This is a genomic window from Chryseobacterium sp. MDT2-18, assembly GCF_030815285.1.
Classification (GTDB): Bacteria; Bacteroidota; Bacteroidia; order Flavobacteriales; family Weeksellaceae; genus Kaistella; species Kaistella salivictor.
The window spans coordinates 261,550-276,833 of record NZ_JAUSWQ010000002.1; the positions used below are offsets into that span (position 1 = coordinate 261,550).

At 38.0% G+C, this 15,284-nt stretch carries 12 protein-coding genes and 1 tRNA gene; 3 read left to right on the plus strand and 10 right to left on the minus strand.

The genetic code is table 11. The annotated features are described in order from the left end of the window. Window positions 1–376: 376 nt before the first annotated feature. Window positions 377–447: transfer RNA gene (locus QF004_RS03115), tRNA-Gln, on the minus strand. Window positions 448–593: 146 nt separating this feature from the next. On the opposite strand from QF004_RS03115, the gene recA reads away from it, so the two are divergent. Together recA and htpG are read left to right on the plus strand one after the other, a co-directional pair. Then, window positions 594–1,601: a recombinase RecA gene (recA, locus tag QF004_RS03120; RefSeq protein ID WP_133439444.1), complete on the plus strand. Its 1,008-nt coding sequence runs from the start codon at window positions 594–596 to the stop codon at window positions 1,599–1,601. A gap of 427 nt (window positions 1,602–2,028) precedes the next feature. After that, window positions 2,029–3,921, plus strand: a complete 1,893-nt coding sequence (htpG, locus tag QF004_RS03125) for a molecular chaperone HtpG (RefSeq protein ID WP_307422581.1) — start codon at window positions 2,029–2,031, stop codon at window positions 3,919–3,921. Window positions 3,922–4,029: 108 nt separating this feature from the next. Here the strand turns inward: htpG and QF004_RS03130 are convergent, their stop codons facing one another. The 9 genes from QF004_RS03130 to QF004_RS03170 form a co-directional block, all read right to left on the minus strand. Next, a complete protein-coding gene (locus QF004_RS03130; RefSeq protein ID WP_307422583.1) occupies window positions 4,030–4,335 on the minus strand; it encodes an MGMT family protein in 306 nt (101 codons plus the stop codon). Window positions 4,336–4,565: 230 nt separating this feature from the next. Beyond that, entirely contained in the window at window positions 4,566–5,540 is a 975-nt protein-coding gene (locus QF004_RS03135) for a deoxyhypusine synthase family protein (protein ID WP_133439447.1), read from the minus strand. A 30-nt stretch (window positions 5,541–5,570) separates the two neighbouring features. Next, window positions 5,571–5,825, minus strand: coding sequence for a hypothetical protein (locus QF004_RS03140; protein ID WP_307422587.1), 255 nt, complete (start codon window positions 5,823–5,825; stop codon window positions 5,571–5,573). A 37-nt stretch (window positions 5,826–5,862) separates the two neighbouring features. Further along, complete coding sequence (locus tag QF004_RS03145) at window positions 5,863–6,219, minus strand: hypothetical protein (protein ID WP_307422590.1); 357 nt, start codon at window positions 6,217–6,219, stop codon at window positions 5,863–5,865. A 20-nt stretch (window positions 6,220–6,239) separates the two neighbouring features. Next, window positions 6,240–6,632 carry an alternative ribosome rescue aminoacyl-tRNA hydrolase ArfB gene (gene arfB, locus QF004_RS03150; RefSeq protein WP_307422592.1) on the minus strand — a complete coding sequence of 131 codons (393 nt, stop codon included), beginning with the start codon at window positions 6,630–6,632 and terminating at the stop codon, window positions 6,240–6,242. A 96-nt stretch (window positions 6,633–6,728) separates the two neighbouring features. After that, a complete protein-coding gene (locus tag QF004_RS03155) occupies window positions 6,729–7,763 on the minus strand; it encodes an AMP-binding protein (RefSeq protein WP_307422595.1) in 1,035 nt (344 codons plus the stop codon). A gap of 106 nt (window positions 7,764–7,869) precedes the next feature. After that, window positions 7,870–9,648 (minus strand): arginine--tRNA ligase, encoded by a 1,779-nt coding sequence (gene argS / locus QF004_RS03160; protein ID WP_307422598.1) that lies wholly within the window; start codon window positions 9,646–9,648, stop codon window positions 7,870–7,872. Between the two features lie 80 nt (window positions 9,649–9,728). Beyond that, complete coding sequence (locus QF004_RS03165) at window positions 9,729–11,168, minus strand: SusD/RagB family nutrient-binding outer membrane lipoprotein (protein ID WP_307422601.1); 1,440 nt, start codon at window positions 11,166–11,168, stop codon at window positions 9,729–9,731. 10 nt (window positions 11,169–11,178) lie between these two features. Further along, a complete protein-coding gene (locus QF004_RS03170; protein WP_307422604.1) occupies window positions 11,179–14,187 on the minus strand; it encodes a SusC/RagA family TonB-linked outer membrane protein in 3,009 nt (1,002 codons plus the stop codon). Between the two features lie 112 nt (window positions 14,188–14,299). Between QF004_RS03170 and QF004_RS03175 the strand changes: the two genes are divergently transcribed. Next, a complete protein-coding gene (locus tag QF004_RS03175; RefSeq protein WP_307422607.1) occupies window positions 14,300–14,941 on the plus strand; it encodes a ribonuclease HII in 642 nt (213 codons plus the stop codon). The last annotated feature ends 343 nt before the right edge of the window (window positions 14,942–15,284 follow it).

Sequence of the window (15,284 nt, forward strand, 5' to 3'; positions counted from 1 at the left end):
GGATAATCTGAAAATGATACAGTCCTTAGTCAGCAATCGGATTTCTGTGCGGGAGCTAAAAAGATATTGGAGCTTCGCAAACTATACCCATTTCTCCACATAACCAAAGTGTACTCATCCCCATACCAACCCCTGGCTTATGCTGACTGTATGCTGACTCTTATCATTGATTCAGGATGTGAATATCGGTATTCGGAGAATAATTGAAGGTCTGGCTCCTCTTTATTGGTTGTTTAGATCAGCAGGAATTTAAGAAGTTAACATTCTTCAAAATTAAATATTTATATCTTTCTCCCCAAGTTTTTGTTGTTTCTCTTTCAGGCTATTACTCCAAAAAATAACGCTCTGATTTCTCAGAGCGTTATATCAAAATTTGTAGACCCACAGGGATTCGAACCCCAACTGGCGGTACCAAAAACCGAAGTGCTACCGTTACACCATGGGTCTGTCTTTATTTTGGTGGTGCAAATCTAGAAAAATTTTTCTTATCGAACAATTATTTTTCAAAAACTTTTTAAAAAAAGTGAACTTTATTTTTTTTAGGCATTTTTTTCAAATTTTAAATTCGTATTTTTGAAAAAATAATTTTACAAATGAGCAGTATCGAAGATAAGAAAAAAGCACTGGCTTTGGTGCTTGAGAAACTAGATAAAACCTACGGAAAAGGAACCGTGATGACTTTGGGAGACGCTTCCGCGGATACTTCTATTGAAGTGATCCCCTCTGGTTCATTAGGATTGGATTTAGCTTTAGGAGTGGGCGGTTACCCGAGAGGAAGAGTCATTGAAATTTATGGCCCTGAATCTTCCGGTAAAACCACCTTAACTTTACACGCCATTGCAGAAGCGCAAAAATTGGGAGGCATCGCCGCATTTATTGATGCAGAGCACGCCTTCGACCGTCATTACGCATCTAAGTTGGGAATTAACTTAGATGATCTTATTATTTCACAACCGGATAATGGGGAGCAGGCGTTAGAAATTGCGGATAATTTAATCCGTTCCGGCGCTGTGGATATCGTAGTGATCGACTCTGTAGCAGCCTTGACGCCAAAAGCGGAGATCGAAGGTGAAATGGGCGACTCCAAAATGGGGCTTCACGCAAGATTGATGTCACAGGCTTTAAGAAAGCTAACAGGGACTATTTCCAAAACAAAATGTACCGTAATCTTCATTAACCAGTTGAGAGAGAAAATTGGAGTGATGTTCGGAAACCCTGAAACCACTACAGGTGGAAATGCCTTGAAGTTTTATGCATCCGTAAGGATTGATATCAGAAAAGCAAGTGCGCCGATTAAAACAGGTGATGAAGCGGTTGGAAGCCGTGTGAAAGTGAAGATTGTGAAAAATAAAGTAGCACCTCCATTCAAAATTGCTGAATTCGATATCATGTACGGTGAAGGTGTTTCTAAAACCGGTGAGATTTTGGACGCGTCAGTGGAGATGGGAATTGTGAAGAAAAGCGGATCCTGGTTCAGCTATGGTGATACCAAATTAGGTCAGGGGCGTGATGCGGTAAGAGATATGTTGAAAGACAATCCTGAACTTGCAGAGGAACTGGAAGGAAAAATCCGGGAGGAGATTAAAAATAAGAAAGGTTAGTTAGACTTCAGACGGTAGACTAATAGAGGCAATAGATAATAGACCCCGAATCTTTCGATGATTAAAGACAGCAATTTTTGCTGTCTTTTTTGTGAATGTGAACAACGGAATAATTGTGTGAAAATTATTTTCTTCAATAGAGGCGGGCTTTAGCTAATATTTATTCCAAGGTTTTTAAAAATTTTTGGTAATTTTTTTTAAATCCTTTCTTCTTAATGAAATCCCGCGCTGCAATAGGGATAGAAACGTAAACCCCGCAGAAAGCGTGGGGAAAGAAATGGCTCGAGGAGTTGCAGTGGATAGCCCGACCCGAGCGGTGGGAAAGCTTTGGCGAGGGGATTGCCCAAAAAAAATTGACAATGTGTCACTTTGAGGAGATTGGTGTTTTTTTTGAGACCTGAACTGCATAATTTAAAAATCAATTAACATGACAAAAGGAAATATTAATGTATCGGTGGAAAATATTTTTCCCTTAATTAAAAAGTTTTTGTACAGCGATCACGAAATATTTTTACGTGAACTGATTTCTAATGCGACGGATGCGACCTTAAAACTGAAACATCTGACAAGCATTGGTGAAATTAAAACCGATTACGGACAACCGAAAATCGAAGTTAAAATTGATAAAGAAGCAAAAACACTCCGAATTATCGATCAGGGAATTGGGATGACCGCGGAGGAAGTTGAGAAATACATCAACCAGGTCGCTTTTTCGGGTGCTGAAGAATTTTTGGAAAAGTATAAAGATTCAGCGAAAGATTCGGGAATTATCGGTCATTTTGGTCTTGGATTTTACTCTGCATTTATGGTCGCAGAAAAAGTAGAAATCGTTACCAAATCCTACAAAGAAGAACCGGCGGTTCGTTGGATTTGCGACGGAAGTCCGCAATTTACTTTAGAAGAAGCGACTGATAAAACCGACAGAGGAACGGAAATCATTCTTCACATTGCTGATGATTCTACCGAGTTTTTAGAAGAGTCCAGAATCCGTGAACTGTTATTGAAGTATAACAAATTTATGCCTGTTCCGATTAAATTTGGAATGAGAAAAGAAACTTTGCCTTTGCCGGAAGGTGCTGCGGAAGACGCAAAACCAGAAACGGTAGAAGTCGATAATATCATCAATAATCCAACTCCCGCCTGGACCAAAGCGCCAAGCGAACTGAGTGACGCGGATTACAAAGAATTCTACCACGAGCTGTATCCAATGCAGTTTGAGGAGCCTTTGTTTAATATTCATTTGAATGTTGATTATCCGTTTAATTTAACAGGAATTCTTTATTTTCCGAAATTAACCAACGGTTTAAATATTGAGAAAGATAAAATTCAGTTATACCAAAATCAGGTTTATGTAACTGATGAGGTGAAAGGAATTGTACCTGATTTTTTAATGCTGTTGCGCGGGGTCATCGATTCTCCGGATATTCCGTTGAACGTTTCCCGTTCTTATTTGCAGGCCGACGGTGCGGTGAAGAAAATTTCTTCGTATATCACCAAAAAAGTAGCCGACAAAATGGTTTCTTTATTTAATGAAAACCGCGAAGATTACGAGAAAAAATGGAACGACATCAAAATCGTGATCGAATATGGAATGATTTCCGAAGATAAATTCTTTGATAAGTCCGACAAGTTTGCGCTGTATCAAACAACCGACGGAAAATATTATCTGTGGTCTGAACTGGAAGAAAAAGTAAAACCAATGCAAACGGATAAAGATGGAAACTTCGTTATTTTGTATGCGACAAATGCTGATGAACAGCATGGTTACATTAAGTCTGCAAACGATAAGGGTTATGAAGTGTTGCTTTTGGATTCGCCGATTGTTCCGCATTTGATTCAGAAATTAGAGCAGTCGAAAGACAAAATTTCTTTTGCGAGGGTTGATGCGGATCACATCAATAATTTAATTAAAAAAGAAGATGCCGCAATTTCCAAATTGAATGAAACTGAAAAAGAATCTTTGAAGAAAAACATCGAAGAAGCCGTAAACGACAAGAAATTCTCTGTTCAGGTGGAAGATTTGGACAGCTCGGAAGCTCCGTTTTTAATTACACAACCGGAATTCATGCGCAGAATGAAAGACATGCAGGCGACCGGCGGTGGCGGAATGTTCGGAATGAGCGGTTTCCCCGAAATGTATAATTTAGTCGTGAATTCCAACAGTGAATTGGCTTCTGAAATTTTAAAAATTGATGATGCAGAGGACAAGAATTCTAAGATCAAATACGCTTTAGACCTGGCGAAACTGTCTCAGAATTTATTGAAAGGAAAAGATCTGACTGATTTTATCCAGAGAAGTTATCAGCAGTTGAGTAAATAGAATTAAAGAATAAAGAACAAAGAGAAAAGACTTCAAAGTTGTATTCTTTGTGAGAAAATAAAACCTTGTTGAGCGTAATCTTGACAAGGTTTTTTTGTTTATTTAAAATTAAAGTTCGTCCAAAGGATTCCAAAACAGTTTTTTAAAATTCTGAATTTTTCCGTCTTTCACTCCGACGCCTTCACTTTTTAATTTCCCTACAAAATCCCGAATACAGCTTGCCGTAATTCTTCCCGATGCATTACAAACCCGATGTGCAGGGAAGTCTTCATTATAATTGTGCAAAGCATTTCCGACATGTCTGGCGTGATTCGGATAGCCGACCGCTTTGGCAATCGCGCCATAACTGGTCACTCTTCCTTTGGGAATCATGTTGATGATTTCGAAAACCTGTTTGTTGAATAAGTTATTCATGAGATAAAGTTAGGATTTTATTCCAATATCATTTATAGAAAATCTGTGTAATCTGTGCAGTAATCTTACAGTCAATTACTTTTTAAAAACGCTCGCAAAACAGATTTGTAAAAAGTGCAATAACAATCTCCGCACTTAGCAAAAACAAAAAAATCGCCCCAAAAATTTGAGGCGATTATATCTTTAAGCGCTGGTAGAGCTCCGAGCTCTAACAGCGCTATAAACTTATCTTAAGAATTCTCCAAAATATAAGAGAACATCAGTGGTGCGCAAATGGTTGCATCACTTTCAACGATAAACTTCGGTGTAGTAATATCCAGTTTTCCCCAAGTGATTTTCTCATTGGGAACTGCTCCGGAATACGAACCGTAAGAAGTCGTTGAATCAGAAATCTGACAGAAATACGACCAGAATGGCGTATCCGTCATTTCCATATCCTGATACAACATTGGAACCACACAAATAGGGAAATCACCGGCGATTCCACCACCAACCTGGAAGAAACCAACGCCTTTTCCACCTGAATTTTTAGGGTACCAATCTGCCAGATACATCATGTATTCAATACCGGATTTCACGGTAGAAGGTTTTAATTCACCTTTGATACAATAACTTGAGAAGATATTTCCCATGGTAGAATCTTCCCAACCTGGAACCACAATCGGTAAGTTTTTCTCAGCCGCAGCAATCATCCAGGAGTTCTCTCTTGGGATTTCGTAATACTGCTCCAAAACTCCTGACAGAATCATTTTGTACATGTATTCGTGCGGGAAAAACCGCTCTCCTTTCGCTTCCGCATCTTTCCAGATTTTCACAATATGTTCCTGCAATCTACGGAATGCTTCTTCCTCAGGAATACAGGTGTCTGTAACACGATTCAAACCTTTCTCCATCAAATCCCATTCTTCCTGCGGCGTCAGATCACGGTAATTCGGTACGCGCTTGTAATGAGAATGTGCTACCAGATTCATTAAATCTTCCTCTAAATTTGCACCCGTACATGAAATAATATGTACTTTATCCTGACGGATCATTTCTGCTAAAATTTTTCCAATTTCTGCTGTGGACATTGCTCCAGCCAGGGTAATCATCATTTTTCCGCCATCTTTCAAATGGGCAACATATCCTTTTGAAGCATCTACCAAAGCTGCAGAATTAAAATGCAGGTAATATTTTTCGATAAATTCCGTAATCGGTTTACTCATAATTTTTTGATTTCAGCAAAGGTAATAAATTTATAAACGAATTGTGACACCTGCACTAACAGTCAATCTGTGTAGCGCTTCTTTCTGATCATCAGGTAAATCAAACTGCTGACCGTTAATTTTTGCTTTTACCAAAGTTCCGCCAGTATAACCAACTTGTGGACCAATGAAAATACTTGGAGATATCTCGTACATGTACCCAATGTTTGCTGCTAAGCCCACATTTGAACCCGAAAACAAAATGTTATCAGTCTTGGATTTATAACTGATGACTCCAATGGCCATGTCATAATATAATTTATGTCTTGTACTCTCATTGAAATTAGAGTACAAGAAAAGCAGGTCCTACAAAAGTAATGGTGTCATCGGTAGAAAGAGAAATGGAGACAGGATTGCCATCAGGGGTATAACCAATAAAATTACCGGAAGAAGATGCGGAGTAGATGTTGTATTTTAATCCTAAACCAATCACATTGTTGAGTTGATAATAGGCGCCGATATCGAAGTTAATGCCTGATTTCAAGCCTTTAAGATAGGTTTCTTCCTGAGTATTAAGGTTAGAAGGCAAGCTTGCAGTTCTAAAACCGTATCCAATGCTAGGAATAATAGAGATTTTCTTTTGTGCGAAAATACTTAAAGGCAAAGCTGCCAAAGCAAGGAGTAGAAATTTATTCTTCATATTATTTTTTTACAAATATATTAGAATTTTAATCTTCTATTCTCTTTTTTCTCGGAGAGTTGTTTTTTTATCTTAATTCTTTTTTCGATTTTTGATTTCGAAGGTTTCGTTGCCTTTCGGGATTTGGGAATGAACAACGATTTTTTGACTATTTCTAAAATCCTCTCCGTTGCGATTTTTTTATTTTGGAGCTGAGTCCGGCTTTCAGAAACCGTAAGCTGCAGTATTCCTTCACTGTTGATACGGTTTTTGAGTTTATTGAAGATCATTTCTTTTGCTTCAATCGAAAAACAGTCACTTTCCGCTACATTCCACATCACGGTGACCGAAGTTTCTACTTTGTTCACGTTTTGACCGCCAGCGCCACTGCTGCGGGAAGTTTTATAAGTGAGTTCTTTGGTAAAATCTTTCATGATGTGAGAATAAAGAACAAAGATAAAAGAATAAAGATAATGCGGTCAATAGCCCAAAAGTAAAGTGCATCAGGAATAATAGAATAGAACTTTAAACTATTTTTTTAAGACATTAGAAACCATTTCGGTCAGTTCACGACGATCTATTTTTCCATTTGGAATTCGTGGAAATATTTCGATGAAAATAGTTTCTTTTGGACGGTGATTTTTTGATGGAAATTCAATTTTTTTTAATCGCTGAATAACCTCTGGATTCTCTTGACCTTCAATAATCAGAACTGATTTTTGACCGAGTAATTCATCTGCAATTCCCATGAAAACAAGTTCATTATCCATTTCTTTTTTGACCAATGATTCAAGTTGTTCAGGATAGATTTTTAAACCGGCGGAATTGATCACATTGTCAATTCTCCCTAAAAATTTAAATTCTTTGCCGTTTTTTATATCAACTAAATCGTTCGTGATAAGAATTTCGGGGTTAAGTTGCGGAGCGAAAATCTGTAAGCAACCTCTTTGATCTAAAGAAATTTCAATGTCATCTAATACGATAAAATAATCTTCGGTGTTTGGATAGATTTCTTTTAAAGCAATATGGGAAAGCGTTTCCGACATTCCGTAGGTTTCATAGACTTTAGATTTTGAGATGTTAGATTTGAGACTTTGACGAATTTTATCCTTCAAAGTTTCGGAAACTGCAGCTCCACCAATAATTAAGTTTTTTATAAAATGGAGTTTCTCCAGTGAGTTTTCAACTTGCAGCGGAGACATTGCACAGAAATCAATTTCTTCATTTAAATCACTTATTGGATTTATTGATGGCGCTTTTATAATTAAATTTAATTTTCTTTCCACCGCCCGGACAACCATCATTTTTCCGGAAATATATTCTACGGGAAGACAGAGTAGGGCGGAATCGCCTTCTTTCAATCCTAAAATATCGCAAGTGATTCTTGCAGAATTGCGCATTCTGTCTTTTTCAATTTCAAAAATTTTCGGCGTTCCTGTTGAACCCGAAGTCTGAACTTTTACGGTCGCAGATTCATCGAACCAATCTTTGATGAAAGATATAACCCGCTGATCAAAGTCTGTATCAGGAGATGGTGTTGTATCGGTTGAAAAATCAATGTTCATTTTGAAATATAATTTTTTAATGGACGGAATTCCCTTTGCGAAGCGCTGTTAGGGCTTAAAGCCCTAACAACGCTCAACGATGGAAACGAAGTGGCACGCCCAACTATTACATTCTATTTACAGTTCCGATCCCTAAAAGCTCCAAGCCTTTTTTGATTGTTTTACCGGTAAGTTCTGATAATTCCAAGCGGAAGTTTTTCGCGTTTTCGTCTTCTTGATTTAGAATCGGATTGTTCTGATAGAAGGAGTTATATGATTTTACCACATCATATACATAGTTTGCGACGAGGGCCGGCGACAAAGTTTCCGCAGCTCTGGAAACCACTTCTTTGAAATTGGAAAGATTCATCACCAATTCCTTTTCTGAAGCATTGAGTTCGTAATCGGACACGGTTGATTTTTTATAGTCCGCTTTCGCCAATAAAGATTGGATTCTGGCGTAAGTATACTGAATAAATGGTCCTGTATTCCCAGCAAAGTCGATACTTTCAGCGGGATTAAACAACATTTTTTTCTTGGGATCCACTTTTAGCATGAAATATTTCAGTGCACCTAAGCCGACTGTTTCGTAGGATTTTTCTTTTTCGTCGTCCGATAAAGTTTCCAGTTTACCCAGTTCCTGTGCTTTTTCTTTTGCGGTATCATACATTTCCTGCATCAAATCATCAGCATCGACCACGGTTCCTTCGCGGGATTTCATTTTGCCTGCGGGAAGTTCAACCATTCCATAGGAAAGATGGAAAAGATTTTCTGCCCAGTCGTAGCCTAGTTTTTTGAGAATTTTGAACAATACATCGAAGTGGTAATCCTGTTCGTTTCCGACGGTATAAATTAATTTCTGGATTGAGTTTTCCTTGAAACGCTGAACAGCAGTTCCTAAATCCTGGGTCATATAAACCGAAGTTCCATCTCCACGAAGCAGTAATTTGTGATCTAAACCTTCTTCTGAAAGATCGCACCAAACCGAGCCGTCTTCTTTTTTGTAAAGAACTCCTTTAATTAAACCTTCCTGAATGAGATCTTTTCCTAAAAGATAAGTGTTGCTTTCATACTGAACCTGATCGAAATCAACGCCCAGTCGTTTATAGGTTTGCGCAAAACCGTCATACACCCAGGAATTCATTTCTGACCAAAGCTTTTTGACCGTTTCGTCACCTTTCTCCCAATCGAGAAGCATTTTTTGAGCTTCTAAAATGATCGGTGCCTGTTTTTTGGCTACTTCTTCTTCGTAACCTTTTTCGACTAATTCCGCAATTTCTTTTTTATACTCTTTGTCAAAAGCGACATAATAGTTGCCCACGAGTTTATCTCCTTTAAGGCGGGTAGATTCTGGTGTTTCATTGGTTCCGGATTTCTGCCAGGCAAGCATCGATTTGCAGATATGGATTCCGCGGTCGTTGATGATCTGGGTTTTAATAACATTATAACCGTCTTCTTTTAATATCTGCGCCACAGAATATCCTAAAAGGTTATTCCGGATATGACCAAGGTGCAGCGGTTTATTGGTGTTTGGTGAAGAATATTCCACCATTACGGTTTGGTTTTTTGCTTCTTTTTTATCAAAATTCTCTTCGATGGAATGGAAGTTTTCTAAGAAGAAATTATTTTTAATTTTCAAATTAAGAAACCCTTTCACCACATTATAGCTTTCGACAAAGTCGGACTGGGTGGTAAAAGCATCGCCTAATTCCATAGCGATAGTATCCGGACTTCTTTTTAAAATTTTGACCAGCGGAAAAGTAACAATCGTAAAGTCACCTTCGAATTCAGATTTATTTTGCTGAACATCGAGGGTGATGTTATTTCTCTGATTCACATCATCAATTTGAAAAACGGTTTCGATGATTTCAGCAACTTTATTTTGGATGATTTCTTTAATGTTCATGGTTTTATTTTGAATGACAAATATACGGAAATAAAAAAACCACTCCGAGGAGTGGTTTAGATTAATTCTTTAAATAAATATTAGAATTTATCCCAGAATAGTTTAGTAGTTGCTTTGTCTCCACCGATTGCAGTTGCAGCAGCATTAACATTAGCTTTATTAAGAACGTATTCCTGGTCAGAATAAGGCATTCTTACTGGAACACCATCTGTTTTAGAGTTTTTAGGATTAACAAAAACTGGTTGGTCTAATCTTCTTGAAAATAACCATGCAGCGAAAGGTTTGTTAAACATAGCGATGTATGCTTCTTCGCCAATCGATTTTTTCCAGTTTGCAGCATCATATGGATGTGCAACTAGATAAGCAGCAGCATCTGCAGAACTAACATTATTCAATGTCATTGATACTGTAACTGCCTGATCGTAGAATGAAGCAGCTGTACCTCCAACAGAGTAACCTCTTGCAGCAGCTTCAGCTTTCATAAACAGGATCTCTTCGTAGCTTAACAAATTTGCAGGCGCAGTTGGTGCTAAGAAGAAACTGCTCATGTGAGAATAGGAAGCAAAAGGATTTTTGTCTCCGAAAACCCCACCAACATAATTTCCACCCACTTTGGTAAACCATGTTGCCATTCTCGGATCATTTTTACCTTTCATCATATTGATCACTAATTCACTTGGAATAAAGTCATCTCTGTTGGAAGCAACTAAATCATCATAAACTGGATTACTATAAGTTCCACCTGGAAATTTTAGTGAGTATGCTTCATCATTAGAAGCGATTACACCACTTGCGATTGCTGTTTCGATTGCCGTTTTGGCCGTAGCATCTACAGTAGTACTAGCAGAAGCTAAATTTACTCCCAGTCTTAATTTAATAGAGTTTGCCAAATGTTTCCATTTTGTCATATTTCCATTATAGACCAAATCGCCTGAATCGTACCCTTTTTTGCTTTCGTCAATAGTAGCAACAACTGCTGTAATTCTCGCTAAAAGGCTGGTATAGATGGCTTTTGCATCGTCATACTTTGGGGCAAAACTACCATCAGCTGCATTTAAGGCTTCAGAATAAGGGATGTTTCCATAAGTATCTACCAGGTTTTCCCAAACAGCAATCTGAGAAATTTCTAAAGTAGCCATTCTGTTTGTTCTTTCTACTTCAGTAGCTACTGCTTCAGAAGGAAGGTTTTTCTTAGCAGTTTCATAGTTGTTTAAGGAATTAACATACATTCTGTTCCAGTGATTACGAGGTTGGTTTCTTGTGACCAAGTCATAATTTGTTTCGTCTGTATAAGTTACTTCTGCCCATTGTTGAACAAAGAATCTGTAATTGTTAAAATTCACACTTCCAGTAAAAGCTGAATAGAAGAACTGCTGTTGGCCCATCGCTAAGAGCGTTGCCGACGGCAAAACTGATGGGTGCTTTGGGTCATTGTTCAAAGAAAGCAAGTCTCTTTGACAAGAGGTGAGGCTTATTGCAGCCAAGGCACCTATGATAAGTTTATTAAGTAATTTTTTCATTGTTGTAATCTTAGAATTTTAAAGTAACATTTAATCCGATGTCTCTCGTTGTTGGTAGAGATCCAATAGACCAGCCGTATGATCTGTTGCCACCGCCTACCATGTTTTCAGGATCTGCGTAAGGTAAGTTTTTACTGATAATCCACAAGTTTCTTCCCACTAAAGAGATTTTTGCATCTCTAACGAAAGTTCCAGCTAAAAGGGACTGAGGTAAGGTATATCCAATAGCAGCTTCTCTTAGTTTAACATAAGAACCGTCATAAACGAATCTCTTATTTGGCATTCTTGCATATCCATCTAATGAACCAAAATCCATTGGGTTAGCAGTGTTAGTGGTGTTTACGTTTCCATTAGGATTAACACCAGGCCATATAACTCCTGCTTCTCTAACGTTGCCGGTTGCTGTTTCCTCAGGTAACCCTGTAGCAAGTCCATAGTACATATCGGTAGAGAATACATCACCACCATGTCTTACATCGATTAAGAAACTTAAAGAAACACCTTTATAGTTCATGCTGTTTCTTACGCCTGCTAACCAATCAGGGGTTACATTTCCAATAATTTGGTTTCCTTGACGTAAATAATAACCTGTACTTGCGTTAATCACTTTTTCTCCATTAAGGTAAACGTAGTCAGAACCTACTAAAGTTCCCCAAGCTTCTCCTTCTCTTGCATTAAGAGAAACACCGCCTTGGTATGAAGCTAATAATACGTTTGATACATCGGTAACATCATTATGAAGTAATTCTACAACTTCGTTTCTGTTTTGTGACCAGTTAGCGTCAATATTCCAGGTGAAATTAGCATTTTTAACTGGTACAAAACCTAATTGAACTTCGTATCCCCAGTTGTCAATTCGACCTGCGTTGATTGAAGCTGAGCTTAAACCCGAACCGGAAGAAATTGGCAATGTAAGAATTTGATTAATCGTTTTAGTTTTATAATAAGCAACATCAAAAGTAACTCTGTTGTTAAATAAACTTCCTTCTGTACCAAATTCAAATTCTTTTGCTCTTTGTGGTTTTAACTGATTGTTTGGTTGACGAGTTTGACTTCCAGACATACCAACATTACCAAAGAAACCTGCTGCACCGTAGTAATAATCTAACTGGTATGGATCAGCTGTTCCTCCTACTTCCGCGTAGTTGGCTCTGATTTTCCAGAATTTTAACCAATCAGTTTTAACCAATTCTGATAAAATTAATGCACCTGTGACAGATCCGTATCTGTATACATTGTCTCCAGCAGGAAGTGTTGAACTTTGATCAATTCTGTAAGTTCCATCTACATATAAAATTTTGTAGAGGTCAAGTGAAGCTGAAGCGTATCCTGAATTAGTTTGAGTGATATATTCAGTTTCCGATGGAGCTAAGCCCGGAGCCGCACCATTGGCTAAACTGTAAATGTTTCTTAGTACTAATCCTCCTTCGGTCGTAGCATAGATTGAATTGTAACTGTTTCTTCGTACAGTACCTCCTACAACACCACTTAGGTTAACATTATCAGTAACGTCGAATTTGTAACTAGCCATTACGTCGTAGTTAGTCTCTGTCTTAGTGATGTCCTGTCTTCCGTATCCAGATCCAATGTCATTTCCTGCAGCACCGAATGTTTGTGCTAGTGAACCTATCGCTAAGCGATCATCAATACTTAAGTTAGTTCTGTCATGACTTACTTTACCCATCAAGTTGATGTTTTTCGTAAGGTCATACGTTAAACTTGCGATACTGAAAGATCTTGTTCTTTTATCAGTAGGGTAGCTCTCATATACCTGGAAGTAGGGATTATTCCAGAAAATGGGGTTAGGGTTGCTAGAACTTTTAGGGTTCCAGCTTACGTTACCGTAGTTATTTGCTGCGGTACCATTCGCCCCACTATTTCTTAAGTAAGCGTCTCTCAAAGAAAGAACATCTACGTTAGTTTGCCACCACTGTCTGAAATTGGTTACGATATTATCACTATATCCAGTTGTGTTTCTACCTTTAGTATCTTGTAGATTTAAAGTGCTAAAGAATGAACCGTGTAACTTGGGAGTGAAGTCATAATTCGTTTTTAAAGTAAACGTATTTTTAGACATTTTAGAATTTGGCATCAATCCGCTTGAAGTCATGTTGTCATAAGAGAACATGATGTTTTGGCCTTTTGATCCTTTTTCTAAAGTAACAGTATTACTAAAAGTAAATGGGGTTTCAAAGAATTTAATCGGACCATTTTTCGCTGCTACCCACGGAGTTGCTTTTCCATAGTTAGGAGAAGTTGGGTCTAATGAATCCCATTGGTAAACGAGCAAACTTGGATCGAACTTAGGACCCCAAGATGCATCTTCTGCAAAGTTGGCATAAGGGTGCCCATCCGCCGCTGGGGCTTCAGTGTAGAAATCTTGCTCATATCCTGCACCATACTTATCCTGGTATTTCAAGAAAGTGCTTTTGTCGATAAATCCTGCCTGAACACCTGATGTCCAGCTTACTCCCCAAGATCCGTCCTCACCACCTCTACCATTTTTAGTAGTAATTAGAATTACACCGTTCAGACCTCTTTCACCGTAAAGTGCAGATGCTGCTGCACCTTTCAATACGTTGATTGAAGCGATGTCTTCCTGGTTGATGTCAGACAATGCATTACCAAAATCTTTCCCAAATCCAAAAGTAGAGTCGTTGTTAACAGGAGTACCGTCGATTACTACCAATGGGCTACTACCAGCAACACCTTTGATACCTCTGATCACCATATTGGCAGATCCGGCAAAGTTACTGTTGGCAATAACGCTAAGACCTGCTACTTTACCGGAAAGTTGCGATGCAATGTTTCCAGTGTTAGTGGTTCCGTCTGATAGAGCATCAGATTTAACTTCTTGAGAAGCATAACCTAGCGATTTTTTCTCTCTTTTGATACCCAAAGCCGTTACTACGACTCCTTCGATATCTTGCGTTTTGATCGTGTCTTTTTTCTGTGCATTTACCAAAGCAAATGACGCAGTCAAAACTACAGCTAAAACGCTTGTTGTTAGTTTCTTCATATCAAATTAAATTTTTTCATTACAACAAAAGTGCAAACTTTTTGCAATATGACCAAACTTTTTGTTAATTAATTCTTAAAAATTTTATAGTTTTACAGTTATAATCAATTTAATGGAATTATTAAAAACCTTCTCCGGCAGTTATTTAGAAGCAGGTTGCGATGAAGTCGGCAGAGGGTGTCTCTGCGGACCTGTCGTTGCTGCGGCGGTTATACTCGATGAAAATTTTAACCAAAATTTGGTTAATGATTCTAAAAAATTAACATTTAAGACCCGGATGTATTTGGATGATTATATTAAAAATAATGTGAAAGATTTTGCCATCGCACAGCTTTCCCCAGCCTTTATTGATGAGCATAATATCTTAAATGCAAGTATTCATGCAATGCATCTGGCTTTAGATCATCTGAAAATACGTCCGGAACTTCTTTTAATCGATGGAAACCGGTTTCATTCTTATCAGTTGCTTCCACATCAATGTATTGTAAAAGGTGATTCTAAAATTCTTTCGATTGCGTGCGCTTCTATTTTAGCAAAAAATTACCGCGATCAGCTGATGATCGAATTGCATGAAGAATTCCCAGAATATGGTTGGAACAAAAATATGGGTTACGCTACCAAACAACACCGGGAGGCTTTGGTTAAATATGGACCAACCGTTCATCACCGCAAATCCTTCAGACTGGATTACAGAGAAGAAGATCATGTTATTTACCCCATTAAAACCGATATTAATGAGATGCTCACTTATTAAATAGCAGGTCATCACGCCTATTTTGTCTGTTATAAAACCGTAAAGTTCTCCCTAGGCTTTTGCGGTAAAGCACATCCTGCCCCCTTAAATATTCGAAATTACCGCTCAGTTTGCTGCTTTTTTTTTAAATTTGGTATAGCGTTTCAGCAGTTGTTAGACTGTCCTTTAGAAGTCATTTTCTGAAGTTCCTATCTTTTGACCCTAAACGTATTTCTTTGGCCACCGATCCAAATAAAAAGCATTATATCACCACTATTTCTCCAATAATTTATTGGATTTATATTGGATTTTTATTGGAGGTATATTGGAGATGGATGCAAATGTCACATAGGTATTGCAAAAG